The organism is Microbacterium natoriense, from assembly GCF_030816295.1.
GTDB lineage: Bacteria > Actinomycetota > Actinomycetes > Actinomycetales > Microbacteriaceae > Microbacterium > Microbacterium natoriense_A.
In genome coordinates this window covers 673,168-697,364 of the sequence record NZ_JAUSXV010000001.1, presented here as the reverse complement: position 1 = coordinate 697,364, position 24,197 = coordinate 673,168, and the positions used below count along the sequence as shown (strand labels likewise).

At 68.7% G+C, this 24,197-nt stretch carries 26 protein-coding genes; 7 read left to right on the top strand and 19 right to left on the bottom strand.

What is annotated here, in order from left to right; translation table 11 throughout:
• Position 1: 1 nt before the first annotated feature.
• The 4 genes from QFZ53_RS03320 to QFZ53_RS03305 are packed head-to-tail and all read right to left on the bottom strand — an operon-like array spanning position 2 to position 3,652.
• Entirely contained in the window at positions 2-841 is an 840-nt protein-coding gene (locus QFZ53_RS03320) for a class II fructose-bisphosphate aldolase (protein ID WP_307293446.1), read from the bottom strand.
• Positions 838-1,770 (bottom strand): 1-phosphofructokinase family hexose kinase, encoded by a 933-nt coding sequence (locus QFZ53_RS03315; RefSeq protein WP_307293444.1) that lies wholly within the window; start codon positions 1,768-1,770, stop codon positions 838-840. Before QFZ53_RS03315 ends, QFZ53_RS03320 begins: the two co-directional genes overlap by 4 nt.
• The gene (locus QFZ53_RS03310; RefSeq protein ID WP_307293442.1) at positions 1,767-2,759 is read right to left on the bottom strand and encodes an ROK family protein; all 993 of its coding nucleotides are present in this window, start codon (positions 2,757-2,759) and stop codon (positions 1,767-1,769) included. The genes QFZ53_RS03315 and QFZ53_RS03310 overlap by 4 nt, the downstream gene beginning before the upstream one ends.
• Positions 2,756-3,652, bottom strand: a complete 897-nt coding sequence (locus QFZ53_RS03305) for an SIS domain-containing protein (protein WP_307293440.1) — start codon at positions 3,650-3,652, stop codon at positions 2,756-2,758. The genes QFZ53_RS03310 and QFZ53_RS03305 overlap by 4 nt, the downstream gene beginning before the upstream one ends.
• Before the next feature lie 356 nt (positions 3,653-4,008).
• Here QFZ53_RS03305 and QFZ53_RS03300 point away from each other — a divergent pair, with 356 nt between their 5' ends.
• The 4 genes from QFZ53_RS03300 to QFZ53_RS03285 all read left to right on the top strand — a co-directional run bounded on the left by QFZ53_RS03300 (position 4,009) and on the right by QFZ53_RS03285 (position 8,216).
• Positions 4,009-5,253, top strand: a complete 1,245-nt coding sequence (locus tag QFZ53_RS03300) for an extracellular solute-binding protein (protein WP_292906830.1) — start codon at positions 4,009-4,011, stop codon at positions 5,251-5,253.
• A 32-nt stretch (positions 5,254-5,285) separates the two neighbouring features.
• Positions 5,286-6,290: a carbohydrate ABC transporter permease gene (locus QFZ53_RS03295; RefSeq protein ID WP_307293437.1), complete on the top strand. Its 1,005-nt coding sequence runs from the start codon at positions 5,286-5,288 to the stop codon at positions 6,288-6,290.
• A gap of 2 nt (positions 6,291-6,292) precedes the next feature.
• Positions 6,293-7,213 (top strand): carbohydrate ABC transporter permease, encoded by a 921-nt coding sequence (locus QFZ53_RS03290; RefSeq protein WP_292906826.1) that lies wholly within the window; start codon positions 6,293-6,295, stop codon positions 7,211-7,213.
• Positions 7,214-7,436: 223 nt separating this feature from the next.
• Entirely contained in the window at positions 7,437-8,216 is a 780-nt protein-coding gene (locus tag QFZ53_RS03285; protein ID WP_307293434.1) for a hypothetical protein, read from the top strand.
• A 58-nt stretch (positions 8,217-8,274) separates the two neighbouring features.
• On the opposite strand, the gene QFZ53_RS03280 is transcribed toward QFZ53_RS03285, so the two are convergent.
• The 3 genes from QFZ53_RS03280 to QFZ53_RS03270 all read right to left on the bottom strand — a co-directional run bounded on the left by QFZ53_RS03280 (position 8,275) and on the right by QFZ53_RS03270 (position 10,768).
• Positions 8,275-9,129, bottom strand: coding sequence for a transposase (locus tag QFZ53_RS03280; protein ID WP_307293431.1), 855 nt, complete (start codon positions 9,127-9,129; stop codon positions 8,275-8,277).
• A gap of 36 nt (positions 9,130-9,165) precedes the next feature.
• Complete coding sequence (locus tag QFZ53_RS03275) at positions 9,166-10,332, bottom strand: ROK family protein (RefSeq protein ID WP_307293428.1); 1,167 nt, start codon at positions 10,330-10,332, stop codon at positions 9,166-9,168.
• A 136-nt stretch (positions 10,333-10,468) separates the two neighbouring features.
• Positions 10,469-10,768, bottom strand: coding sequence for a chorismate mutase (locus tag QFZ53_RS03270; protein WP_045256983.1), 300 nt, complete (start codon positions 10,766-10,768; stop codon positions 10,469-10,471).
• A 43-nt stretch (positions 10,769-10,811) separates the two neighbouring features.
• Here QFZ53_RS03270 and QFZ53_RS03265 point away from each other — a divergent pair, with 43 nt between their 5' ends.
• Entirely contained in the window at positions 10,812-12,008 is a 1,197-nt protein-coding gene (locus QFZ53_RS03265; protein WP_292906819.1) for an AI-2E family transporter, read from the top strand.
• A gap of 46 nt (positions 12,009-12,054) precedes the next feature.
• On the opposite strand, the gene QFZ53_RS03260 is transcribed toward QFZ53_RS03265, so the two are convergent.
• From QFZ53_RS03260 to QFZ53_RS03210, 11 genes are all read right to left on the bottom strand, one after another.
• Positions 12,055-12,420, bottom strand: coding sequence for a hypothetical protein (locus QFZ53_RS03260; RefSeq protein WP_307293424.1), 366 nt, complete (start codon positions 12,418-12,420; stop codon positions 12,055-12,057).
• A 113-nt stretch (positions 12,421-12,533) separates the two neighbouring features.
• Complete coding sequence (locus QFZ53_RS03255) at positions 12,534-13,457, bottom strand: ABC transporter substrate-binding protein (RefSeq protein ID WP_292906815.1); 924 nt, start codon at positions 13,455-13,457, stop codon at positions 12,534-12,536.
• A gap of 49 nt (positions 13,458-13,506) precedes the next feature.
• Positions 13,507-14,229: an ABC transporter permease gene (locus QFZ53_RS03250; protein ID WP_292906813.1), complete on the bottom strand. Its 723-nt coding sequence runs from the start codon at positions 14,227-14,229 to the stop codon at positions 13,507-13,509.
• Positions 14,226-14,915, bottom strand: a complete 690-nt coding sequence (locus tag QFZ53_RS03245) for an ABC transporter permease (RefSeq protein WP_307293419.1) — start codon at positions 14,913-14,915, stop codon at positions 14,226-14,228. Before QFZ53_RS03245 ends, QFZ53_RS03250 begins: the two co-directional genes overlap by 4 nt.
• The gene (locus QFZ53_RS03240) at positions 14,912-15,766 is read right to left on the bottom strand and encodes an ABC transporter ATP-binding protein (protein WP_292906809.1); all 855 of its coding nucleotides are present in this window, start codon (positions 15,764-15,766) and stop codon (positions 14,912-14,914) included. The genes QFZ53_RS03245 and QFZ53_RS03240 overlap by 4 nt, the downstream gene beginning before the upstream one ends.
• A gap of 18 nt (positions 15,767-15,784) precedes the next feature.
• A complete protein-coding gene (locus tag QFZ53_RS03235) occupies positions 15,785-16,087 on the bottom strand; it encodes a DUF427 domain-containing protein (protein ID WP_292906807.1) in 303 nt (100 codons plus the stop codon).
• Between the two features lie 133 nt (positions 16,088-16,220).
• Positions 16,221-17,642, bottom strand: coding sequence for a dihydrolipoyl dehydrogenase family protein (locus QFZ53_RS03230; protein ID WP_307293414.1), 1,422 nt, complete (start codon positions 17,640-17,642; stop codon positions 16,221-16,223).
• 104 nt (positions 17,643-17,746) lie between these two features.
• Positions 17,747-18,733 carry a zinc-binding dehydrogenase gene (locus tag QFZ53_RS03225; RefSeq protein WP_307293413.1) on the bottom strand — a complete coding sequence of 329 codons (987 nt, stop codon included), beginning with the start codon at positions 18,731-18,733 and terminating at the stop codon, positions 17,747-17,749.
• On the bottom strand, positions 18,730-20,145 hold the full coding sequence (locus tag QFZ53_RS03220; protein WP_373426229.1) for an MFS transporter: 1,416 nt from the start codon (positions 20,143-20,145) through the stop codon (positions 18,730-18,732). The genes QFZ53_RS03225 and QFZ53_RS03220 overlap by 4 nt, the downstream gene beginning before the upstream one ends.
• Positions 20,146-20,235: 90 nt before the next feature.
• On the bottom strand, positions 20,236-21,333 hold the full coding sequence (locus QFZ53_RS03215) for a lactonase family protein (RefSeq protein WP_307293411.1): 1,098 nt from the start codon (positions 21,331-21,333) through the stop codon (positions 20,236-20,238).
• A gap of 2 nt (positions 21,334-21,335) precedes the next feature.
• The gene (locus QFZ53_RS03210; protein ID WP_292906801.1) at positions 21,336-22,622 is read right to left on the bottom strand and encodes an adenylosuccinate synthase; all 1,287 of its coding nucleotides are present in this window, start codon (positions 22,620-22,622) and stop codon (positions 21,336-21,338) included.
• 153 nt (positions 22,623-22,775) lie between these two features.
• Between QFZ53_RS03210 and QFZ53_RS03205 the strand changes: the two genes are divergently transcribed.
• A complete protein-coding gene (locus QFZ53_RS03205; RefSeq protein WP_307293407.1) occupies positions 22,776-23,483 on the top strand; it encodes a Pr6Pr family membrane protein in 708 nt (235 codons plus the stop codon).
• A 21-nt stretch (positions 23,484-23,504) separates the two neighbouring features.
• Here the strand turns inward: QFZ53_RS03205 and QFZ53_RS03200 are convergent, their stop codons facing one another.
• Positions 23,505-23,729: a hypothetical protein gene (locus QFZ53_RS03200; RefSeq protein WP_307293404.1), complete on the bottom strand. Its 225-nt coding sequence runs from the start codon at positions 23,727-23,729 to the stop codon at positions 23,505-23,507.
• A gap of 41 nt (positions 23,730-23,770) precedes the next feature.
• On the opposite strand from QFZ53_RS03200, the gene QFZ53_RS03195 reads away from it, so the two are divergent.
• On the top strand, positions 23,771-24,163 hold the full coding sequence (locus tag QFZ53_RS03195) for a DMT family transporter (RefSeq protein WP_307299345.1): 393 nt from the start codon (positions 23,771-23,773) through the stop codon (positions 24,161-24,163).
• Positions 24,164-24,197 lie beyond the last annotated feature (34 nt).

The following is a 24,197-nucleotide window of genomic DNA, read 5'->3' as shown; positions in this document are numbered from 1 at the left end:
ACTACGACTCTAGGGCGAACGATCGCAGCATCCGCGCGGCCTCCCCGGCGAGCGCGTCCCGGGCGGGCTTCAGGTACTTGCGCGAGTCGACGAGCGAGTCGTCGGCGCCGAGAGCGTCTCGGATCGTACGCGTGAAGAACCCGTTCAGGTGCGTGGAGACGTTGATCTTCGTCATGCCGGCGCGTACGGCATCGGCGATGACTGCGTCGGCGACTCCGGAGGAGCCGTGCAGCACGAGAGGGACCGCGAGGGCGGCGTGCAGCCGCGCGATCAACTCGAGATCGAGAGATGCGGAGCGATCGAGCATGGCGTGCGACGAGCCCACCGCCACGGCGAGCGCGTCGACTCCCGTCGCCTCCACGAAGGCCCGTGCCTCGTCGGGGTCGGTGCGGACACCAGGCGCATGCGCTCCGTCCTTGCCGCCGACCTCGCCGAGCTCGCCTTCGACGTAGACGCCGGCCGCGTGCGCCCGCTCGGCGACAGCTGCGGTCAGGGCGACGTTGTCGTCATAGGGCAGTGCACCGCCGTCGAACATCACCGAGCCGAATCCCAGCGCGATCGCCTCGTCGACGAGCTCGGGGCGCTCGGCGTGGTCGAGGTGCACCGCGACAGGCATCGACGAGCGGCGAGCCACCGCGAGCGTGGCCAGTGCGATCGGTTCGAGACCGCCGTGATAGTCGGCGCAGTTCTGCGAGATCTGCAGGATCACGGGCAGCTGCGCCTGCTCCGAGGCGCGCACCAGACCCTCAGCCGTCTCGAGGTGGATCACGTTGAACGCGCCGATGCCGGAGCCGCGGCTCGCGGCGTCCTTCACCAGTTCGCGGGCGGAGACGAGGGTCATTCAGGGTCCTTCGGTGAGTACGGTCGCACGGTCACGCGCGCTTCGAGTTCGGGCCAGGTGTCGGAGATCTCGCCGGCGAGCGGCATGAGCACGGCGGCCGCCGACCATGCCGTGGCGCGGCGCAGGATGCGCTCGGAATCGCGCTCGCCCTCTGCGAACAGCACGGCGCATGCCGCGACGGCGGCATCGCCGGCGCCGGTCGGGTTTCCTGCGAGAGGTGCGTCGAGGCGCGCGTGCAGTGCGCCGGATGCCGTCACGGCCAGCATCCCCTCGGCGCCGAGCGACAGCAGCACCAGTTCGACGCCCCGGTCGATGAGCGATGTAGCGCCTTCGAGCGGGTCGGCGATGCCTGTGGCCTCGGCGAGTTCGGCGGCGTTGGGCTTGAGGACGGATGCTCCGGCATCCGCGGCGCGCAGCAGCGCGGGCCCGGAGGTGTCGACGATCACGGGGACGCCGCCATCGCGGCCGGCCCCGATGAGCACGGGCAGCAGCTGGTCCGGCGCACCGGGTGGCAGGCTGCCCGAGATCACGAGCACAGACGCGCTCGGCAGCCGTTCGACGACCTCGGCGAGAAGCGCCGCCCACTCCGCATCCGACGGATTGACGCCGCGTTCGTTGACGATCGTCGCGTCGCCGCGCTGCTCGTCGACGACCGCGATGCTCCGTCGGGTCGCTCCCGCGACCTCGACCAGCACGTGCGGGACGCCGGATGCGCTCAGCTCGGCGGCGAACTCGACGCCTGTGCCGCCGCCGACCGTGGCGATCGCGGCGACCGGGACGCCGTGAGCGTGAACGACCCTCGCGACGTTCAGGCCCTTGCCGCCGGCCCGGGCGGTGCCGGCATCCGCTCGGTGCGAACCGCCGAAGGCCAGGTGCTCGACGTGCCAGGTGAGGTCGAGCGCGGGATTCGGGGTGACCGTGAGGATCACGTCAGCTCCCTGGCCCGCAGCGCAGCGCCGATGAGGCCGGCGTTGCCGGAGAGCTCGGCCGGGACGAGGACGGGCAGGCGATGGAAGCTCAGTCGCGCCTCGAGCCGTGCGCGGAGCTCATCGAACAGCGCACCGCCCGCGCGCGACAGGCCACCGCCGATCACGACCGCCTGCGGGGCCAGGACCGCCGTGAGCTGCGCGAGCGACAGGGTGAGTGCGTCGAGGGCGGAGCTCCAGATGTCCGCAGCAGCCTGATCTCCGGCGGCCGCGCGCGCGATGACGTCCTTCGCGCCATCGGGCGTCACGCCCGTCGCCTCGCGGTAGCGGCGAGCGAGCGCTCCGGCCGAGGCCACGGCCTCCAGGCAGCCACGAGCGCCGCATGCGCACTCGGGCCCGTCGGCGATCGGCGAGTGCCCGATCTCGCCGGCGTAGCCGCCCGCGGTGTACGGCTTTCCCCCGACGAGCACGGCGCCGGCGATGCCGGTGCCGATCACGAGGACGACCGCGTCCGCGTAGTCACGGGCGCCGCCGAGGCGATGCTCCGCCCAGCTCGCTGCACGGACGTCGTGATCGAAGGCCACGGGAAGGCCGAGCCTCGCACTCGCGAGGTCGCGGAGCGGCGAATCGTGCCAGCCGAGGTTGCTGGCGAACACGCCGATGCCGGCATCCGCGTCGACGATCCCCGGCACGACCAGGCCGACCGCCTGCGGCACCACGTCGGGATGCGCGGCCCGGAGCTCGGTGGCGAGCACACCGAGACGCTCGATGATCACGGCGGTGCGATCGCCTTCTGCGGTCGGCGTCGGCGTGCGACGCAGACCGAGCGCGGTGCCGTTCACGTCGAACAGCGCGGATTTGATGTCGGTTCCGCCCACGTCGAAGGCGAGCACCGGCGCGCCGGCGCCGAGCGTGCGCACCGCGGCCAGCTTCTCACCGGTGGTGTCGCGTTCGACGTCAGGGATGCCGACGCCTTCGGGCGTCGACATCATGCATCCAGGATCACGGAACGCGTGAGGTTGCGCGGCTGATCGGGATCGAGCCCCCGGACGACGGCTCGATCGAGGGCGACGCGGTGCAGACGCACGAGATCTGCCATCGGGTCGATCGGATGCTGCACGAAGCGCGCTCCCGTGGCTTCGACCTGAGCCGAGAGCCCTTCGGGAGCCTCGCCGAACTGCCAGGTGACACGACCGGGGGCGGCGATCGCGATCGGGCCGTGACGGTAGTCCATCGAGGGGTACGACTCGGTCCACGACTGCGAGGATTCGCGCATCTTCAGAGCCGCCTCGTGCGCGAGTCCGATGGTCCAGCCACGACCGAGGAACGTGTACTGCTCGGCATCGCGCAGGCCGTCGTCATCCGTGCCCGCCAGCACGGCTTCGGCATCGGCGATGGCGCTCGCGAGGTCCTCTCCGAGAGAGGCGCGGAACAGCGCGAGGGCGGTGGTCGCGAAGCGGGTCTGAACGACCGATTTCTCGTCGGCGAACGGCATGAGCACGGCCTCGTCGACCAGGGAGACGAGGGGCGAGGACTCATCGCCGATCACTCCGATCGTCGGGATGCGTCCCCTGATCCTGTCGACGAGCTCGAGCACCTCTGTCGTCGTGCCGGAACGCGTCAGGGCGACGACCGCGTCGTAGCCGCGATCGACGAAGGCTTCGGACGCGGCGAAAGCGTCGGTCTCGCCGAACCCCGCGTTCTCGCGCAGCGCGGCGTAGGACTGCGCGATGAACCACGAGGTGCCGCAGCCGACGACGGCGACACGGGCGCCGCGGTTCGGGAGCAGCGCCTGGCCATCGCGCAGATCGGCCGCGCGGGCCCAGGCCTCGGGCTGCGAGATGAGCTCTGCGCGCATGTGCGCGCCGGGCAGAACGTCGGTCATGATCGACCCCTTCAAAGTCTTTGCGTGATTGTGATTGTTCTATGCGTGATTCGATCATAGTATTGCGCTCAAGGAAATGAATGCAACCGTGCTCTTGTTTTTGTTCGTTTCCTTGACAAATAATCGAACAAGTTCCACCGCCTCTCCGCCGATTCCGTGGACGAAGAGGTCACCAAGAGCCCACCCCGGCTCTGCGATCTCCGTTCCGTGAGGAGCGGGATCACACGCACCGTCGCGTGAGTGTTCGCGGCTGTGCACCATCGCCGCTCTGCTGGAGGCACCCTGCCGCTCCATCGGAGGGCACCCTCGCCGCTCTCCTCCGAAGCGGCGGACACACACAGTGAGGAAAGCAACACATGAAGAAGTCACTGCGATTCGGCGCAGCTGCGGTAGCAGCCGTCGCCACCCTTTCACTCGCTTCGTGCGGATTCGGCGGTTCGGGCGGTGGCGGTGGCGACGAGGGCGGCGCGACGACGCTAGACCTGCTCGTCCCCAGCTACTCCGACGCGACCAAGGGTCTGTGGGAAGACGTCATCAAGGGATTCGAGAAGGAGAATCCCGACATCAAGGTGAAGCTCGAGGTGCAGTCGTGGGACAACCTCGAGAAGGTCGTGTCCACCAAGATCCAGGCCGGCGAGGCCCCCGACATCTACAACGGAGGCCCCTTCGCCGGCTTCGTCGGCGACGACCTTCTTTACCCCGCCAAGGACGTCGTCTCCGACGACACCTACTCCGACTTCCAGGACGCGTTCCTGAAGAACGCCGAGGTGGACGGCACGGCGTACGCCCTGCCGCTGATCGCATCGGCTCGTGCGCTCTTCGTCAACAACGCGCTGCTGCAGCAGGCCGGCGTCGAGGCTCCGACCAACTGGGACGAGCTGCTGGATGCCGCGACCAAGGTCTCAGCCCTCGGCGGCGGCGTGGCCGGCTACGGCATGCCGCTCGGATCTGAAGAGGCGCAGGCCGAGGCGGCCGTGTGGCTCTGGGGCGGCGGCGGTTCGTTCGGCGACGCATCCGAGATCACGATCGACACTCCTGAGAACCTCGCCGGCGCCGAGCAGATCAAGAAGATGATCGACGCCGGAGCCACCCAGGCCGACCCCGGTTCGACCAACCGCTCGCCGCTGATGGACATCTTCATCCAGGGCAAGATCGGCATGCAGGTCGGTCTCCCGCCGACGGTGGGCCAGATCGAAGAGGGCAACCCCGACCTCGACTACTCGATCGTTCCGATCCCGACAGCCGACGGCTCGCCGTTCACGCTGGGTGTCATGGACCAGCTGATGGCGTTCAAGAACGACGACGACAAGCAGGAGGCGATCACGACCTTCCTCGACTACTACTACTCCGCCGACGTCTACGTGCCGTGGGTGCAGGCCGAAGGATTCCTTCCCGTCACCAAGTCGGGTGCTGAGCAGCTGAACAGCGACGAGAAGCTCAAGCCGTTCCTCGACGTGCTGCCCGACGCGCAGTTCTACCCCTCGACGAACGCCAAGTGGTCGGCCGCCGACGGCGCGTTCAAGTCGCTGTTCGGTCAGCTCCAGTCGCAGCCGGCGGCTGACGTGCTGAAGCAGATCCAGGCACAGGTCGACGCAGGCTGAGCCTCGAGAGACGGAGAGGTTCGGGTACAACCATGAGCCAGACGACAGAGTCCTCGAACCTCGAGGGGGCGGCGAAAGCCACCCCCTCCGTCCCCGCGGGGGCGGCCTCCGGCCGCTCCCGCGCCCCGAAGACCTCGGGCGCCGCGCGCGGCAGGCCGAGCCTGAAGGACCTCCTCCAGGCGCTGCCCTGGATCGCACCGGCCCTGGTGCTCATCATCGGCGTGGTCCTCTTCCCCGCCGGGGTGATGTTCTTCAACTCGACCCGAGACATCTCCCTCTCGGGCCTCGACAAAGGCTCGGTCGGCTTCGACAACTTCGCGACCGTGTTCGCCTTCGCCGAGTTCTGGCCGATCTTCTTCCGCACCATCGTGTGGGTGGTCGTGGTGGTGCTGTTCACCGTGCTCATCTCGCTCGGGCTCGCCCAGATCCTGAACAAGGCCTTCCCCGGCCGGCAGATCGTGCGGATGGCCGTCATCATCCCCTGGGCGGCGTCCGTCGTGATGACCACCATGGTCTTCTACTACAGCCTCGAGCCGTACTTCGGCATCTTCAACAAGTTCCTGTACGACCTCGGCCTGTCGAGCGACCCCGTGGGCTTCGGCTGGACCAAGAACCCGCTGACCGCGTTCATCTGGTCGATCGTCATCGCGATCTTCGTGTCGCTGCCGTTCACGACGTACACGATCCTCGCCGGCCTTCAGACGGTGCCTTCCGACACTCTCGAGGCCGCGAAGATGGACGGAGCCGGGGCCACCCGCACCTACTGGACGATCGTCGTCCCCCAGCTGCGCAGCGCCCTCGCGGTCGCCGTCCTCATCAACATCATCAACGTGTTCAACTCGCTGCCGATCCTGAAGGTCATGACCGGGTCGATCCCCGGCTACGGCGCCGACACGATCATGACGATGATCTTCAAGTACATCGAGCTGCAGAAGAAGGTCGACGTCGCGAGCGCGCTGTCGGTCGTCGCCTTCCTCATCGTGATCGTGATCGTCGCGATCTACGTCAAGGCCGTCAAGCCCATGAAGGAGGTCTGATCATGACCGTGACTGAGACCGCCCTCGTCACCACCCGCGGCACGGGAGCTCGAGCTCCCCAGATCGGACGCAAGCGCCGCTACACCGAGGATCAGGTGTCGTTGCCCCGCGTCATCCTGCGCATGGCCGCTGGCCTGCTCGTGCTCCTGATCTTCGTGCTCCCGTACCTGATCATGTTCTTCGGTTCGGTGAAGACGAAGCCGCAGATCCGCTCGGTGAACCCCACGTATCTCCCGACCGAGTGGCACTGGGAGAACTTCATCACGATGTGGGCGACGCCCGAGACGCCGCTGCCGTTCAACCTCGTCTCGACGATCATCATCTCCGTCTTCGCGACGTTGCTGGTGCTCGCGGTGTCGCTGCCCGCCGCCTATTACACGGCCCGGTTCCACTTCCCCGGTCGCATGGTGTTCCTGTTCCTCGTGATCGTCACGCAGATGCTGCAGCCGGCTGTGCTCACCTCGGGTCTGTTCCGCCAGTTCACCGTCCTCGGCATGGGCGACACCTGGGCGGCGATGATCTTCATCAACGCCGCGTTCAACCTGTCGTTCGCGATCTGGATCATGCACTCGTTCTTCGCCGGCATCCCCAAGGAGATCGACGAGGCCGCGCAGATCGACGGCGCCGGGCGCTTCACGGTGCTGTTCAAGATCAACCTGCCGCTGGTGTGGCCGGGCATCGTGACCGCGATCGTCTTCACGTTCGTCGCCTGCTGGAACGAGTTCGCGGCATCGCTCGTGATCCTCTCCACCGACAAGAACCAGCCGCTCTCGGTGGCGCTCACCAAGTTCGTCGGCCAGTACGAGACGAGCTGGCAGTACGTGTTCGGCGTCTCGCTCGTCGCGATCCTGCCCGTCGTCATCCTGTTCATGCTCATCGAGAAGCGCCTCGTCGGCGGGCTCACCGCGGGTTCGGTGAAGTAGGACGCATTCCGCCCGCCCACTTCGGGGGCCGGCACGCCAGATCGGGGGACGAATCTGTCGAAACGTCCCCCGATCTGGCCTGTCGGCCCCCGATTCCCGATTCGTGAGGGGTCGGTGAGGGATGCCGGCGGCATACGGAGCGTTGTGGTCGTCCACACACGTGGCGTCTGCCGTCCCCGCCGGGGCGGAGGAGTGGTAGACATCTCCTGACCGAGGGGGAATCATGCCGGCATCCGCACGTCTTCTGCGAATCGGCGCCGTGATCGCGGCGACGACGATCCTGCTGAGCGGATGCTCGGCGTCGCAGCCTTCCGACGATGCGCCTCCTTCGCCGACGCCGTCGGCCACCGCGGCAGAGGCCGTCGTCACCCGGAGCGGCGAGCCGATCGCTGGAACCGGCACGGCCATGCCGGTAGACGTCGCGTTCGCCATCCCGGACGGGGACTTCCGCTCGGTCACCCTTGCTGTCGACTGCGTCGGCGACGTGACCTTCCAAATCGGGGTCGACGACCCCAGGGGCGAGGGGCTGACGCTCCAGAGGGGTATCTGCGGCGACACGGCGACGTTCGAGTGGCCGCTCACCCCGAGCACTGCGGGGTCGCTGACCATCGTGATCGCCGAGGGTGTGGCCTGGTCGGTCACCCCGACCTTCTCGACCGCTGCGTTCGTCGTCGACCCGCTGATCGCCGAGGATTGCGCGGCCTACTCCACCGCATACGGCCTGATCTACAACGCGGACATCGGCTACACGCGGTACGACGACGTCGACGAGACCGAGTGGAACGAGCGCATCGACACCGCCGCCGGCTGGCTCGCAGACCTCGCGGATTCCTCGTCGTCACGCCTGGCAGAGTCGTTCGCCGAGCTCGTGCCGATCCTGCGGGACCCGCAGCGGGTACTCGGCGACGCCATGTCGTCGATAGGCGCTCAGAGTTCCGCCATCTCGGAGTTCTGCAGCGCGAATCAGAGCCCCCTCAGGTTCGACGCGGACTACGGCGCCTAAACGAGTAGAGCGAGTCCGGCGTCCTCAGGACCCCGGCGGCCGGCCCGCGGGCACAGCATCATCCGCGACGCAGAACGTCGAGCGCGGCCTTCGCGTCAGCGGCGGCAGCGTCCGTCTCGGCGGCCCGCTCGGCGGCGCCATCCCGACGCTCCTTCGCGGCTGTGGCTTCCTCCTCCGCCGAATCCGCGTCGACGCGGGCGCGGGCGAGCTCCTTCTCGAGCTCGGCGATCCTCGCCGTAGCCCGTTCGGCGCGCTCCGCGGCATCCCGCGCATCTTTGTCGGCCTTCTGTGCATCCCTCACCGCCCGCGCGTGCGCCTGCTCGGCGTCGTGCACGGCCTTCTCGGCCTTGTGCCGCTCACGGCGCGCCCGCAGCTCGTCGACCGGCTCGGGAGCGGATGCCGGCGCCTCAGGGGTTCCTCCACCGACAGCAGCCGCGAGGTCGACGGTCGCAGCGGGTTCGAGTTCGCGCACCAAGCGGCCCGACGCGACGGCGGCCGCGGCATCCGGATCGAAGAACGCGGCGGAGATCGTCTGACGCACGGCCTCGAGCGTCGCATCCGTCACTCGAGCTCCGCGCGCCTTCGCGAGCGACGCAGCCTCGGCGGCCAGCTTGGCGGTGAGCGCCCGGCGCTGGCGCCCCAGTTGTGCAAGCGCGGCCGCATCGAGATCGGCCTGCGCCTCGCGGAGTTCCTCGGCCAGTCGCAGCGCCTCGCCGAGCTGCGCGGCACGCTCGTGAGCGAAGACGTTGACCACCCAGGCGGCAGCGCTCGGCTTGCGCAGCGCTGTGATCTGGTCGGCGAGCGCCCGATCGGCTGCGGACTTCGCCCAAGCATTGCGTGTGGCGACGAACTCCTCCGGCGGCCCGGCGTACAGTTCCACCGCGACCTCGAGAAGCGTGGAGTCGGCTGTCATGCGAGCGACCATACTCCCCCGCGTACGTGGGCCGCTTCAGCTCCCGTCGGCGCCGGTCCCGGAAAGCTGCTCGGCGCTCCACTGCACACCGAGCGCCGACGATAGCGCGAGCTGCCCTGCCCCGATCGACGGATTCGTGCCGCCCCGCGCGTAGCGCACGGGCACCGATGTCGTTCCGGTCGCGAGGTAGTCTGCCTCTTCGCGCACGAGATCGAGGAAGCGCTCCCCGAGAGCGCGCACGGGCCCGCCGACGACCACCTCTGCGGGATCCAGCAGGGCCGACGCGAGCTTGACCGTGCGCGCGAGCGCACGCGCGCCCTCGGCGATGATGACGTCATCCACCGCCCGGGCGAGAACCGTGACCTCGCCCTCATCCATCGCGTCGGTGAAGTCCTCGCCGAGCATCGCCGTCATCGACGACGCCGATTCGAGGCATCCGCGACGCCCGCACCGGCACAGGCGCGCCTGCTCGCCGAACTCGACCTGAACGTGCCCGATCTCACCGGCGCGGTCGCGTGGACCGGGGGCGAGCTGCCCATCGATGGTCACGGCCGCGCCGATTCCCACGCCGATGTGAACGAACAGACGGTAGCCCGGGCTCTGCACCTCTCCGACCGCTTCGGCGATCGCCTCGGCATCGACGTCGTTCACGAGCAGAACCGGCACACCGAGCGCGGCCTCCAGCCGATCGGCGAGCGGCACGTCGCTCCATCCGAGTTGCACGCTCTCGAGCACTTTCCGCCCGTCGGTGGTTCCGGGCAGCTGAGCGGCGGCGACGAGCAGACGCTCGCCGTAGTCGGCGGCGATCGCCTGGACGGCCTCATCGAGCTTCCGATCCCGCGATTCAGCGGAGTAGGCGATCGTGCGGACGTCGATCTCCGAGCTGTCGAGCGCCAGCAGCGCGAGCCGTGCATCGGTCGGCCGGATCACCATGACCAGGATCAGGTGGTGCGCGGCATCCACACTCAGAGTCGTCGCCCTCTTGCCCCCGGTGCTCGCGGCTTGCGCGCCCTCGACGACGAGGCCGCTGTCGATGAGTTCGGCGACGAGAGACGACGCGGTCGCCGCAGTGAGCCCCGTAGCCCTCGCGATACCGGCCCTGGTCTGGACTCCCCGGCCCCGGAACACGAGCTGCAGCGCACGCCGGAGATTCGCACGCCGAACAGAGCCTTGAGTATCCAGAACGTCGTCGCTGTTCAGCATTGCTGGTCCATCGTCGGGAAATGGTTGACAGGGTCCCGGGTACTGCGTACCCTCGACCATAGTTTATTCAATAAACTAAGTTGACTGCCCCGGGTGGATGAGTGCTGCACACACCGTCGTCCACCCGGGGATCAGCTCATCGTCCTTCGGCCGCTTCGGTGTGATGACGGATGACCTCCGCCACCACGAAGTTGAACCACTTCTCGGCGAATTCGGGGTCGAGGTGAGCGTCCTCCGCCAGAGCGCGCAGGCGTGCGACCTGCTGTTCCTCGCGGCCAGGATCGGATGCCGGCATCGCGTGCTCCGCCTTGAGATGACCGACCTGCTGCGTCGCGCGGAATCGCTCGGCGAGCATGAAGATCAGCGCCGCATCGATGTTGTCGATGCTCGCGCGCAGTCGGAGCAGTTCGGCTTTCGGGTCCAGCGCGTCGGTCATGCACATACTCTACGGTCCCCACGCGGCCCGATATCGTGAGCACATGAGCCGAGAAGAACCGACGCCGTCCGAGAGCGAAGAGGCCACGGCATCCGTCCCGGCGGACGAAGCAGCGGCACCCGTCGTGGAGATGATGATCACGCCCGACCCGCGCCGCGTCGTGATCGAGCCCATGACGCCGAGCCGCTCGTTCTGGACCCGCATCGACAAGCCGTTCGTCTTCGGCTTCCTCGTCACGCTCGGCGGGCTGGCGGCGATCGTGCTCGGCCTCGCCGTGACGAGTCTGTCGACCGTGCTCATCTACATCGCTCTGGCATTGTTCGCCGCTCTCGGCCTCGACCCCGCCGTGCGGTTCCTCGAGCGTCGCGGCCTCTCGCGTGCGGCCTCGGTGGTCGTCGTGATCCTCGGACTGATCGTCGTGGTCGGGCTGATCCTGTGGATGGTGCTGCCGATCGTGATCGACCAGGTCGCGAGCTTCGTGCGCTCGGTGCCGGGGATGATCCAGGACTTCACCCGCACCGACATCTACGCGACCCTCGAGAAGCAGTTCGGCGACCAGTTCGAAGACCTCGTCGCCGACATCCAGAAGTTCCTCACCGATCCGGGCAACATCGCCGCGATCGGAGGCGGAGCGCTCAAGATCGGCGCCGGCATCGCGAGCGGCATCTCGGGGGCCATCGTCGTGCTGGTTCTGACGCTCTATTTCGTCGCGACCCTCCCCGGCATCAAGACCGGCCTCCTGCGCCTCGCCCCGGCGCGCGACCGCATCAGGGCAGGAGAGATCACCGAGCAGATCACCGACTCGGTCGGCGGCTACGTGATGGGCATGGTCGTGCTCGCGTTCTTCAACGCGCTGCTCGCGTTCCTGCTCTACCTGTTCCTCGGGCTCCCGTTCCCGCCGCTGATGGCGACGGTGGCGTTCTGCATCACGCTGATCCCGCTCGTGGGCTCGGTGATGTTCTGGATCATCGGAACGGGGCTGGCGCTGTTCACGAACCCGGTCGCCGCGCTGGTCTTCGGAATCGTCTATCTCGTGTACATGCAGGTGGAGGCATACGTCATAACACCCCGTGTGATGAACCGCGCGATCTCCATCCCTGGTTCGCTCGTCGTGATCGGCGCACTCGCCGGGGGCACTCTGCTCGGACTGCTCGGAGCACTCGTCGCGGTGCCGGTCGCGGCATCCATCCTCATCATCATCAACCAGGTCTGGGTTCCCCGGCAGGACGCCCGGGTGTAGTCACAGCCGCTTTCTCACATAGCGCTGGCTTGCGTCATCGAGCGGGTTAGAGCCCCTGGTCGACGACGCCGACGAACCGGCTTCCGACGCCCTCGAAGTACCCGCGATGCAGCCCGGCAGCCGGCTTCGGAAGCTCGTCGACTGAGTGCTGGCGGCAGACCAGGTAGGTGAACTCGGGCCACCACTTCTTCGGCCTCGCCGTCTCGGAATAGCCGCACACATCGCAGGTCAACGTGACCCAGACAGGGCGCGCACCCTTCTTGCGGTTCGACCGGGACTGGACGAGCCATGCGGGCGGATCCTGCTCGAGCGCCGCGAGCTCTGACTCGCTCGCGCCGTCGCCGAAACCGTGGCGGTCGGCCATCTCCAGGGAGATGTCGAGCCGTTGGGCGAGATCGCGCTTCGAGATCATGCCGATGTGTCCGTTGCCATACGGTCTATTCTCTCAGGCCGCTCCCTTCGGCCACACGCGTACAAGGAAGGGGCCTTCCGACGGTCGTCGGAAGGCCCCTTCCTTGTACGCGATCAGACCAGACCCTGCTCCTCGAGCCAGGCCTTGGCGATGTCAGCCGACGACTTCTGGTCGACCGTGCTCTGCACGTTGAGTCCGACGAGCTCCTCGGCGGTGAGCTTGGCGCTGATCGCGTTGAGCACGTCGGAGACGTCGTCGGCGATGTCGCTCGACACGATCGGCACGACGTTCGATGCGAGGATCAGGTTCTTCGGGTCCTCGAGCGCGACGATGTCTTCCGTCTGGAAGGCCGGGTCGGCCGTGTAGATGTCGGCGACCTGGATCTGACCTGCGAGCAGCGATTCGAGCGTCGTCTGGCCCGTGGCCGAGAACGCGAGGTCCACGCCGTAGACCTCCTTGGCCGCAGCCGGGCCGTAGGGACGCTGCTCGAACTCGGGTGCCGCGCCGATCGTGACCGGAGTCGTGACCTTGGCGAGGTCGGCGATGGTCTTCAGGCCGTTCTCGTCGGCGAAGCTCTTGAGCACCGTGTAGGTGTCCTGGTCGGACGCCTCGGCGTAGTCGAGGGCCGTCAGCTCTTCGGGCAGTTCCTCCTTGAGCGCCGCGTACACGTCGTCGGGGCTCGTGACGTCGGTGCCGTCCTTCGAGAGGTACTCCAGCAGGCTGCCGGTGTACTCGGGAAACACGTCGATCTCGCCCGACTCGACCTCGGGCATGTACGCGTCGCGCTGGCCGATGTTGAGCTTCTTCTCAACCGTGAATCCGGCGTTCTCGAGCGCCTGTGCGTAGATCTCGGCGATGATCTCGTTGGAGTAGTACGCCTGCGAGCCGACGACGATCGTGTCGGAGTCGCCCGAGCCGGAGCCTGCATCGGACGGCTCGTCGAGCGGGTTGCTCGAACTGCAGGCCGACAGGGCGAGTGCGGCTGCGGCGACCAGGCCGACGGCGAAGGCTGTGCGCTTGCCTCGTGCTGTGAACATGACTTCCTCTTCTCTGGGAGTGCGGGGATCTCTGGTGCTGTGGGTGGGATCAGGCGGGGACGGATGCAGGTGCCGGGTCGGCCGCGCGACGGCGCACGGCTCGTGGTGGACGCAGGCCGGCAGGAACCGCGGCGTGCTGGGCGGCCGCGAGGAGCAGGTCGACCAGGAGAGCCAGCACCGCGACGATGATCGCGCCGGCGAGGACCTGGTCGAAGCGACGCAACGGGATGCCCTGGATGATCGGCCAGCCCAGTCCGCCGAGATTGACGTAGGCGGCGATCGTGACCGTGGCGATCACCTGGAGGAGAGCAGAGCGGATGCCGCCGAGCAGAAGCGGCAGCCCGAGAGGCAGTTCGACCTTGAAGAAGATCTGCCACTCGGTCATGCCCATGGCGCGGGCGGAATCGATCACACGGCGGTCGATGGCCTCGAGCCCCGTGTACGCCCCGGCGAGGAGCGAGGGGATGGCGAGCAGCACGAAGGTGGTGATCGCCGCTTCAGGAATGCGGAGCACGCCGAGCAGCAGCACGAGGAGCACCATGAGACCGAACGCCGGGATCGCACGCGCGGCGCCGGCGACCGCGACCGCGACCTCGCGGCCTCTGCCCGTATGGCCGATGAGCCAGCCGATCGGCAGGGCGATCGCCGCGGCGATGAGAACCGAGATCGCCGTCAGCGCGAGATGCTCGCCCAGCAGCTTCGGCAGCGCGTAGTTGCCCGTCCACTGCGCGGGAGCGAGCATCCAGGCGATGGCCTCGGCGAAGAGATTCATGCGGCCGCCCTCGTCGTGGCGACGCGAGCGGTCGCCCCCTGCGCCGCAGCTGCGTTCGCCCGGGTCCACGGCATCAGCGCCCGGCCGATCAGCATGAGCACCAGGTCGAACACGAGGGCGATGATCACGACCGCGATGACGCCGGCGAAAACCTCGGCGATGATGCGACGCTCGAGGCCGTTCGTGAAGAGGTAGCCGAGGTTCGTCACGCCGATGAGGATGCCGACGGTCGCGAGCGAGATCGTGCTCACTGCCGTGACGCGGAGTCCCGCGAGGATCACGGGACCTGCGAGCGGGAACTCGACCGCCCAGAAGCGGCGGAACGGGGCGAAGCCGGTGGCCGTCGCCGCCTGCCTCACGTCTTCGTCGACCGAATCGAGTCCGTCGGCGACCGCGCGCACGAGGATCGCCACGGCGTAGATCGTCAGGGCGATGATGAGATTGGGCGCGCTGATCGCCGAATAGCCCAGCGTCGCGGGGAGCAGGATCAGCAAGGCGAGCGAAGGGATCGTGTAGAGAAGCCCTGTGAGCACGATGACCGGTCCGCGCACCAGGCGGTACCGCCAGGCGACCCAGCCCAGAGGCAGCGACAGCACGAATCCGAGCACGATCGGGATCACGCTCTGCTGAAGGTGGATCACCGTCAGCTGGAGGATCAACCCGAAGTTGTCGACGACCCAGTTCACGGGGCGGCTCCGTCGGCAGAAGCGGGAGCCGCGGCATCCGACCCGACGATCGCGCCCTGCGTGCGCCCTTCCGAGTCGACCACGACGAGCCCGCGCGGCGTCTGCTTGAGGCTCAGCGCCCGACGCCCTCGGTCGGCGCCGATGAACGCCGCGACGAAGTCGTCTGCCGGACTCTCGATGATCTCGCTGGGGCTGCCCACCTGCACGATGCGCGCTCCCTTGTCGAGGATCACGACCTGATCGCCCAGCAGGAACGCCTCGTCGATGTCGTGCGTCACGAACACCACGGTCTTGTCGAGCTCGCGCTGCAGCCGGCTGGTCTCCTGCTGAAGATCGGCGCGCACGATGGGATCGACGGCGCCGAACGGCTCGTCCATCAGCAGGATGTTGGGATCGGCCGCGAGCCCTCTGGCCACGCCGACGCGCTGCTGCTGCCCGCCGGAGAGCTGGCTCGGGTAGCGGTCGGCGAGTGCGCGATCGAGTCCGACGGTGTCGAGAAGTTCGCGCGCGCGGGCGTGGGCGGCCGTGCGCCCCACGCCGTTCAGCCGCAGCACGGTCGACACGTTGTCGATCACGCTGAAGTGCGGCATGAGGCCGGAGTTCTGCATCACGTAGCCGATGCTCCGGCGCAGCTTCACGGGGTCGCCGCCGAGCACGCTCTCACCGTCGATCTCGACGTCGCCCGAGGTCGGCTCGACCATGCGGTTGATCATGCGCAGCAGAGTCGTCTTGCCGCATCCTGACGAGCCGACGAAGACGGTGGTCTTGCGCGAGGGCAGCACGAGGCTGAAGTCGTTCACGGCGAGCGTCCCGTCGGGGAAACGCTTCGTGACGTTGCGGAACTCGATCAAGGCGGTCTCCCGTCGGGGTTACGGCGAGACCTCGACGCCCGGCGCGAACGCGACGTAGCCCGAGAAGTCCTTGCCGACGCGGTCGAAGGCGGTCGGATACGGATGCGGGTAGGACCACGCCAGGTCTTCGTGAAGCTCACCGCCGGCCCGCACCGACCAGTACTGGCACACGCCCTTCCACGGGCAGGTGTAGGGGGTCGGGCTCTCGACGAGCACGTCGGGCGCGACGGACGCCGGAGGGAAGTACCAGTTCCCCTCGATGCGGATGAGATCGCTCTCGTCGGCCTCGGCGATGGTGGTTCCTGCGAGTACGGCCTTCATGGTGCTGCCTCCTCAGATGTGGTTCGAGCGTATAAGAGGTGTCGGACATCGGGGGGAGGATTGCGCGCGCACGCGTCGATGTGCGACACATTCCGTCACCTGTTCGGAGCGCTTCCCCGATCGGATGGGGCGATCACGCGGAATCCCGCCCGTAGCCCTCGAGGAGCCGCAGCCAGATCTCGCTCACCGTCGGATAGGCGGGCACCGCGTGCCAGAGCCTCGCGATCGGCACCTCGCCGACGATCGCGAGTGTCGCGGTCTGCACGAGTTCGGCGACCTCCGGCCCCACGAAGGTCGCACCGACGATCACGTCGCGCTCCGTGTCGATCACGAGCCGCGCCTGCCCCTCGAACCCGTCTTCGTACAGGCTCGCGCCCGCGACCCAGCCGAGGTCGTAGTCCACGACCTGCACTGCGATGCCGGCGTCCTTCGCCGCCTTCTCGGTCAGTCCGACCGAGGCGACCTCCGGGATGGAGAACGTCACCTGCGGGGCGGCCGCATGATCGGCGGTCGCGACATGACGTCCCCAGGGCGCGTCATTCACCGCTCCGTCGAGCGCTCGCGCCGCGATCACGTCTCCCGCGGCCCGCGCCTGGTACTTGCCCTGGTGGGTCAGCAGCACGCGCCCGTTGACGTCGCCGACCGCGTACAGCCACGGCACGTCAGGGACGCGCAGGGTGTCGTCGACCGCGATCCACCTGCCCGGCTCGAGCCCGACGGTCTCGAGCCCGATGTCTCCGCTGCGCGGGGATCGCCCGGTCGCGACCAGGACTTCGGATGCCGTGACCGTCGAGCCGTCGGACAGAACGATGTGCACGCCCTCCTCGTCTCGATGCACAGACTCCGTGCCGACCGACAGGCGCACGTCGACGCCGAGCTCCTTCAGGCCGGCCGCGACGCGCTCGCCCGCAAACGGCTCCATGCCGCCGAGCAGTCCGCTGCGGGCGATGACCGTGACGGTCGAGCCGAGCGCCGCGTACGCGGTGGCCATCTCGACGGCGACCACTCCTCCGCCGATCACGGCGAGCGATTCGGGCAGCGCCTGGGCGCTTGTCGCCTCTCGGCTCGTCCAGGGCGACGCGTCGGCCAAGCCGTCGATGGGCGGGATGACGGCATCCGATCCCGTGCTGATCGCCACGGCATGGCGGGCGTGCAGCACTCGGGTCGTCCCGTCGGCGTCTGTCACGGTGACCTCGCGCTCACCCGTGAGCCGCCCGTGTCCTCGTGCCAGGTCGATGTGCGCCGACTCGAGCCAGCGCACCTGCCCGTCGTCCGACCAGTCGCTCGTGAACGAATCGCGCCGCGCGAACACGGCCGCGATGTCGAGCTTTCCGGTGACGGCCTCGGCCGCGCCGCGCACGTGCTGGGCTGCGCGCAGCGCCTGCGCCGAGCGCAGCAGCGCCTTCGACGGCATGCACGCCCAGTACGAGCACTCGCCGCCGACGAGTTCGCTCTCGACGATGATGGCGTTCAGGCCGCCCTGCACCGCTCGGTCGGCGACGTTCTCTCCCACCGGGCCTCCGCCCAGCACGATCAGATCGTATTCGTCGGTCATCGGCGGCTCCATTCGACGGGGTGCGTGCGTCCAGGGTGCCAGAACACTCGCGCTCTCGGGGGAATTCCCGCCGACTCGTGCCGTGCGGCCGATGGGCCGCGGCCTCAGCGCGGCGTGACGAGCACGACCTTCCCACGTTGACGACGCTGCTCGATCGCGGCATGGGCCTCTGCCGCGCGTTCCAGCGGATACTCGTCCACCGGCGGATCGACCTGCCGCGCCGCCACGGCCGCAAGCGCCCTCGATTCGAGAGCCCTCAGGTCTGCCGGCGGACGCCCGAGCGGGACCATGACCGTGAGCGATCTGCCGACGAGGTCGTCGGTGTCGATACGCACGGGTGCGCCGCTCGCCCACCCGATGATCACGATGCGGGCTCCGCGACCGAGGGTCTCGAGCGCGGCGCGACCGACCGCGCCACCCACGCCGTCGTACAGAAGTGAAGGCTGTCGCTCTCCGAGCAGCGACGTCATCCGCTCCGGCCACGCCTCATCGGTCGAGTCCAGGGCGATGAACCTCGGGTCGGCCGGTCCGAGCTGTTCCACCGTCGCGCGCTTCGCCTCTCCGCCGTACAGCGCCACCACCGTCGCCCCGACCGCCGACGACAGTTGCACGAGCTGGCTCCCCAGGCCCCCCGACGCTCCAGGAACGATCACTACATCCTCCGCACGCGCGGGCGCGTTCTCCCACATGAGCTGCGCCGTTCGGCCCGTGCCGATTGCCGCGACCGCCTGAGAGGACGAGACCTCGTCGGGAATCAGATGGAGCGATGCGACCGGCGCGAGGGCGAACTCCGCGTAACCGCCGCTGCGGAAGCCGACGTGCGCGACCACTCGTGCCGCCATCAGGCTCGTATCAACGTCTGGACCCACCGCTTCGATGACGCCGGCGACTTCACGCCCCGGCGTCATCGGGAGCACCGGCCGCGGCATCGACGGCGGACCGTCTCCTCGACGGATGTCGGTGTCCACGGCGTGGATTCCGGCCGCCTCGACCCGCACCCGGACTTCTCCCGCGCCGGGCTCGGGGAGCGGAGCCTCTTCGATCTTCAGCACCTCCGGCCCACCGAAGTCGCGCTGCACGATCGCCCTCACGGCGCTGCCACCTCTCGGGCGGCGTCGCCGTGCGCTCGCGGCGCCAGCCGGGGTGACAGCACGGCCGCTGCGACGGCGACCGCGCCGGCGAAGGCGAACACGACGACGAACGGGTCCGCGACGGCGGCGGCACTGGCGGCCGTGGCGAACAGCACGCCGGTCACGGCCAGCGACAGGGCGCTGCTGAAGGAATCGGCGACGGTCATCGCCGAGCTGTTGAAGCCCTGGTTCTCGGGTGTCGACATCTCGAGGGTGAGGGCGCTGGTGCGCGGGCTCATCAGCCCCATGCCGGTGCCGGCGACGATCCAGGCGGCGACGATCGCCAGGGCATGCATGTGCAGCACCGCGGACACGAGCGCGAGCAGGATGCCCGCGACCACGAGACCGGTGCCGATCCGCACGGCGACGACGCTCGACAGCCGCGTGCCCATGCGCCCCTGCACGGTGGCTGCGGCCGACCAGGCCAAGGCGCCGCCGGTCAACGACAGCCCGGCGAGCGTCGGGGTGAAGTCGTAGCGATCGGTGAGCAGATACGGGATGTACACCTGCGTTCCGAAGAACGCCGCCGCAGCGAGCCCTCGGACGAGGATCACCGAGGGCAGACCTCGACGGGCCGCGAGGCTGCCCTTGGGCAGCAGCGGCCGGACGGCGATCAGAGCCACGATCACGGCCGCGACAGCCAGCACGGGCCCCGCGCCGGGCACGTCGCCCAGAAGATCGAGCGCGAGAACGGCGACCGCGGCCAGGACGGACCAGCCGAGGAGTCCGAGCGACCACGGGATCGAGCGGTCGCCGCCGTCGCGAGCGAGATTCTTGAGAGCCGGGACGACCATGAGCAGCGCCACGAGCACGAGCGCGACGACGCCGAGGAAGACCCAGTGCCAGCTCCACAGCTCTGTCACCATGCCGGCGACGGTGGGGCCGATCAGCGACGGCACCACCCACGCGGCCGCGAAGCCCGCGAAGATCGCCGGGTGCAGATCGCGCGGATACACGCGCGCGACCACCACGTACAGCGCGACCGTCAGCGCACCGCTGCCCAGCCCCTGCGCGAAACGGCCGGCGACCAAGATCTCCATGCTGGGGGCGAGACCGGCAACGAGCAGACCCGCCACGAAGACGGCGACAGCGGTATACAGCGGTTCGACGGGCCCCCGGCGGTCCGCCCAGTTCCCCGCCGCGACCATGCCGATCACTCCGGTGGCCAGCGGACCGGCGAAGGCGAGCGCGTAGAGACGCTCCCCGCCGAGGTCCGCACTCACGACCGGCATCACCGTCGTGACGGCCAGGGACTCGAACGCCCCCAGGAAGACGAGGGCGCAGGCGCCGATGGTTATCCAGAGATAGGTGCCGCTCATGATGCCCGGCGCGGAGGCCGTGGCGGTCCGCACCTCTCCCGTGTCGATGGTCATGGGCTCGACGCTAAGACCTCAACAAAGGTTGAGGTCAAGTCGCGGCGTGAATCCGAGTCTGTAGAGCGGGCGTGAGCGCGGGAATCGCCCTCAGCGCACCGGCAGGAAGTGCGTCGGCGTCGGTGCCGGAGCCTGATGACGGATGCCGAGGGGCGCACCCGTGCGCTCGTCGAGATCGAGCAGGCTGATCGTGTCGGAGCGCTGACCGGCGACGAGCAGCTTGCCCTCGTGCACGAGATGGTGCCGCGGCCAGTCGACGCCCGAGTCGGCGAGCGCGATCGGCTCGAGGCTCTCTCCCGCGCCGCGGACCCGCAGCGCGGCGATCGTGTTGCTTCCCCGCAGAGCCGTGTACAGGAACTGCCCGTCGCGGGTGCGCACGAGTTCGGCCGGGAAGTCGACGCCGACCTCGGCGACAGGGCTCGACAGCACCGATGACACGACGGACCAGGTGCCGTCGGGACCGGCGGCGAGCGTGAACACCTCGCAGGAGTACTCCGTGACCACGTGCAGATGTCCGCTCGGATGCACCACCATGTGCCGGGGCCCCGTGCCCTTCGGCAGCACGACCTCGTGGTCGAGCACGAGTCCACCCGCCGTCGGCCGCCAGATCCGCACCAGATCGAAGCCGAGATCAGTCGTCGCGATACGGCCGTCGGCGAGGAACGCCGCAGCATGCGCGTGCGACTCGCGGACGCCCTCGGCGCCATAGGGGTCGGTCGCGGCGACACCGGTGCCCGCGGGGGCGCCCGTGTCATCCTGCGGCTCGCCGAGCAGCGCCGCTCGCAGTTCAGCGGCTTTGTGCGCGGCATCAGGAACCAGACGTCCCGCACCGTCGATGCCGATGCGCACCACCCGTCCGTCGCCGTAGCAGCTGGCGATCAGGTAGCGCCTCGAGGGAGCGACCGCGAGATGGCAGACGTACTGTCCGGCCTCGACGGGGTCGCCGAGGGGCGTGAGCACCGACTCTCCGGAGCGGACGAACGCCTGCACGGCCGCGTCGCCCTCGAGCGCCGCGTACACGACGTCGAGGGTCGGATGCGGGGCGAGCCAGGAGGGCGAGGGCGTCTCGGTGACCGCTCCTCGGTAGCTCAGCGCGGTCGCCGCCGTCTCGTCGCCGGCCAGCATCCCGATGCCGTCGGCCGAACCCTCCATCGCCGGGCCGTAGCCGCCGAGCCAGAACCGCGTCATGTTCAGTCGAGCAGGTCGTGACGGACGATGACCTGATCGCGCTCGGGCCCGACCCCGATCACCGAGATGCGGGTGTTGCTCATCTTCTCGAGCGCGAGCACGTAGTCCTGGGCGTTCTGCGGAAGATCCTCGAAGGTGCGCGCCGTCGAGATGTCCTCGCTCCACCCGGGGAAGTACTCGAGGATCGGCGTCGCGTGGTGGAACTCGGTCTGGTTGACCGGCACCTCGTCGAAGCGCACGCCGTCGACGTCGTAGGCGACGCAGACGGGCACCTGCTCGAGGCCGGTGAGGATGTCGAGCTTCGTGAGCACGAGGTCGGTGATGCCGTTGATGCGGGTCGCATAGCGCGTGATCGGCGCGTCGTACCAGCCGACCCGACGCGGGCGGCCGGTCGTGGTGCCGAACTCGAAGCCCTGCTTGCGCAGCCACTCGCCCTGCTCGTCGAACAGCTCGGTCGGGAAGGGGCCGGATCCGACACGCGTCGTGTAGGCCTTCACGATGCCGACGATGCGGTCGAGCGCCCCGGGGCCGACACCGGATCCGGATGCTGCGCCCGCAGCCGTCGCGGTCGAGGAGGTGACGAAGGGGTACGTGCCGTGATCGATGTCGAGCATGGTCGCCTGACCGCCCTCGAAGACGACGACCTCGCCTCGGCCCAGAGCCTCGGCGATGAGGTGACCGGTGTCGGCGACCATCGGGCGCAGGCGCTCGGCGTACGAGAGCAGCTCCTCGACGATCTCGTCGACGGTGACGGCGCGACGGTTGAACACCTTCACCAGCAGGTGGTTCTTCTGGTCGAGGGCGCCCTCGACCTTCTGGCGGAGGATGTTCTCGTCGAAGAGATCCTGCACGCGGATGCCGACGCGGTTGATCTTGTCGGCGTAGGCCGGGCCGATGCCGCGGCCGGTGGTGCCGATGTTGCGCTTGCCGAGGAAGCGCTCGGTGACCTTGTCGAGCGTGCGGTGGTACTGCGTGATGATGTGCGCGTTCGCGCTGACCTTCAGCCGCGAGATGTCGATGCCGCGGGCGCTCAGCGCCTCGAGCTCGCTGAAGAGGACTTCGAGGTCGATCACGACGCCGTTGCCGATCACCGGGGTCACGCCCGGCGAGAGGATGCCGGAGGGCAGCAGGTGCAGCGCGTACTTCTCGTCGCCGACGACGACGGTGTGACCGGCGTTGTTGCCGCCGTTGAACTTGACGACCCAGTCGGTGCGCTCGCCGAGCAGGTCGGTGGCCTTGCCCTTGCCCTCATCGCCCCACTGGACGCCGACGATAACGATTCCTGGCATGGGAGACCCCCTTGCTTCCGCCGGGTTTGCACCGGCTGATGAGCTGGCCCTCTTCGGGCTTTTCCATCCTACCCAAGGCCCCGCCGGCCCCGTTCTGCATGGTCTTCTCCCCCTCCGCGGACCCCGCCGCTAGAGTGAGCAACCGGAGGCGACATGACAACCTGGTGGCCCTTTGCACGTATGGCGGCAGCCCTTCTCGGCACGGCCGCGATCATCGCGCAGCTGGCGCAGACGCTGCGGAACGCATTCGACTCGCAGACCGAGTGGGGCGGCCACATCCCCACCGTCGCGACGAACTTCTTCAGCTTCTTCACGATCGAATCGAACGTGCTCGCCGCCGTCGCGCTCGCGATCGCCGCGATCTGGGCATGGACCGCGGGCCGCGGCGCCGAGCGCGAACCCACCTGGCTCGCGACTCTGCTGGTGTGCGCGAGCACCTACATGATCGTCACCGGCATCGTCTACAACCTGCTCCTGCGGGGCTACGCGCTTCCGCAGGGCCAGACCGTGCCGTGGTCGAACGAGGTTCTGCACGTCGTGATCCCCGTCTTCCTGCTCGCCGATGTGCTCTTCGCCCCGCGTCACCGCGCGATGCCCTGGAACCGCGTGCTGGTCGCGGCGGTCTTTCCGATCGTCTGGGTCGTGTACACGCTGATCCGAGCGGACTTCATCATCGCCCCTGCGACCGGCGACCACTGGTGGTATCCCTACCCGTTCCTGAACCCGCACTTCATCCCCGGTGGCTATGCGGGCGTCGCCGTCTACATCGTCGGCATCGCCGTCGCGATCCTCGCCGTGGCGGCGGGCGTCGTGTGGGTCGGGCGCCGACGCGCGGCCCCGGTCACGGCATCCGTCTCCTGAGCACGTCGGCCGCCGGCCCGATCAGAGCCCGAGGATTCCGCCCCGGGCGATGCCGAGCTCGGCGAGCCGTGCCTCAGCCTGAGTGCGCTTGAACTCGAGCGACTCCCCGATCTCCGCGGCCAGACGCGGGCGGGTCCTGATCAGCTCGTCGACGGTCTCCAGAGGCAGCACGACCACGGTCAGGATCTCACCGGCGACCGTCACGACCTTGGTGCGCTCCCGGGTCAGGGCGGTCTGCCCGATCATCTCGCCCTTCTCCGAGACGCCCACCTCGATGCGCCCGCACACTGCTGCAGAAGCACCTGCTCAGTGCGCGTGCAGACGCGACGACCCTGACGTGGTTCGGAGCGGTTGCCGGTACCGTCGCCCTGCTGCCATGGACTGGCAGCCTCGTCAGCGCGTTGCAGACAGCGCCCCTCGATGCGACGGCCTGGGTGATCTACCTCGGCATCTTCCCGACCGCGATCGCCTTCACCACATGGGCGTACGTGCTGCAGCGCAGCACAGCCGGACAGACCTCGGCGACGACTTACGTGGTGCCCGCCATCGCGATCGTGATGTCGTGGCTGATTCTGGGCGAGGCTCCGACACCGTTGATGTTCCTCGGCGGCGCGCTGTGCCTGCTCGGCGTACTCATCACGCGAATGCGGTGGCGCCGGCGCACTCGCGCCACCCCCTGAGGCGACAGCCCACGCATACCCACCGGCCGTGCTA

What these genes read in the sequence shown, in the direction of transcription:
- QFZ53_RS03300 (WP_292906830.1), top strand. Translation starts at nt 4,009, where the DNA reads ATGAAGAAGTCACTGCGATTCGGCGCAGCTGCGGTAGCAGCCGTCGCC.
- QFZ53_RS03320 (WP_307293446.1), bottom strand. Translation starts at nt 841, where the DNA reads ATGACCCTCGTCTCCGCCCGCGAACTGGTGAAGGACGCCGCGAGCCGC.
- QFZ53_RS03290 (WP_292906826.1), top strand. Translation starts at nt 6,293, where the DNA reads ATGACCGTGACTGAGACCGCCCTCGTCACCACCCGCGGCACGGGAGCT.
- QFZ53_RS03250 (WP_292906813.1), bottom strand. Translation starts at nt 14,229, where the DNA reads ATGAATCTCTTCGCCGAGGCCATCGCCTGGATGCTCGCTCCCGCGCAG.
- QFZ53_RS03200 (WP_307293404.1), bottom strand. Translation starts at nt 23,729, where the DNA reads ATGATCGGGCAGACCGCCCTGACCCGGGAGCGCACCAAGGTCGTGACG.
- QFZ53_RS03265 (WP_292906819.1), top strand. Translation starts at nt 10,812, where the DNA reads ATGAGCCGAGAAGAACCGACGCCGTCCGAGAGCGAAGAGGCCACGGCA.
- QFZ53_RS03210 (WP_292906801.1), bottom strand. Translation starts at nt 22,622, where the DNA reads ATGCCAGGAATCGTTATCGTCGGCGTCCAGTGGGGCGATGAGGGCAAG.
- QFZ53_RS03280 (WP_307293431.1), bottom strand. Translation starts at nt 9,129, where the DNA reads ATGACAGCCGACTCCACGCTTCTCGAGGTCGCGGTGGAACTGTACGCC.
- QFZ53_RS03310 (WP_307293442.1), bottom strand. Translation starts at nt 2,759, where the DNA reads ATGATGTCGACGCCCGAAGGCGTCGGCATCCCTGACGTCGAACGCGAC.
- QFZ53_RS03305 (WP_307293440.1), bottom strand. Translation starts at nt 3,652, where the DNA reads ATGACCGACGTTCTGCCCGGCGCGCACATGCGCGCAGAGCTCATCTCG.
- QFZ53_RS03260 (WP_307293424.1), bottom strand. Translation starts at nt 12,420, where the DNA reads ATGATCTCGAAGCGCGATCTCGCCCAACGGCTCGACATCTCCCTGGAG.
- QFZ53_RS03285 (WP_307293434.1), top strand. Translation starts at nt 7,437, where the DNA reads ATGCCGGCATCCGCACGTCTTCTGCGAATCGGCGCCGTGATCGCGGCG.
- QFZ53_RS03220 (WP_373426229.1), bottom strand. Translation starts at nt 20,145, where the DNA reads ATGACCATCGACACGGGAGAGGTGCGGACCGCCACGGCCTCCGCGCCG.
- QFZ53_RS03230 (WP_307293414.1), bottom strand. Translation starts at nt 17,642, where the DNA reads ATGACCGACGAATACGATCTGATCGTGCTGGGCGGAGGCCCGGTGGGA.
- QFZ53_RS03215 (WP_307293411.1), bottom strand. Translation starts at nt 21,333, where the DNA reads ATGACGCGGTTCTGGCTCGGCGGCTACGGCCCGGCGATGGAGGGTTCG.
- QFZ53_RS03270 (WP_045256983.1), bottom strand. Translation starts at nt 10,768, where the DNA reads ATGACCGACGCGCTGGACCCGAAAGCCGAACTGCTCCGACTGCGCGCG.
- QFZ53_RS03255 (WP_292906815.1), bottom strand. Translation starts at nt 13,457, where the DNA reads ATGTTCACAGCACGAGGCAAGCGCACAGCCTTCGCCGTCGGCCTGGTC.
- QFZ53_RS03205 (WP_307293407.1), top strand. Translation starts at nt 22,776, where the DNA reads ATGACAACCTGGTGGCCCTTTGCACGTATGGCGGCAGCCCTTCTCGGC.
- QFZ53_RS03235 (WP_292906807.1), bottom strand. Translation starts at nt 16,087, where the DNA reads ATGAAGGCCGTACTCGCAGGAACCACCATCGCCGAGGCCGACGAGAGC.
- QFZ53_RS03275 (WP_307293428.1), bottom strand. Translation starts at nt 10,332, where the DNA reads ATGCTGAACAGCGACGACGTTCTGGATACTCAAGGCTCTGTTCGGCGT.
- QFZ53_RS03295 (WP_307293437.1), top strand. Translation starts at nt 5,286, where the DNA reads ATGAGCCAGACGACAGAGTCCTCGAACCTCGAGGGGGCGGCGAAAGCC.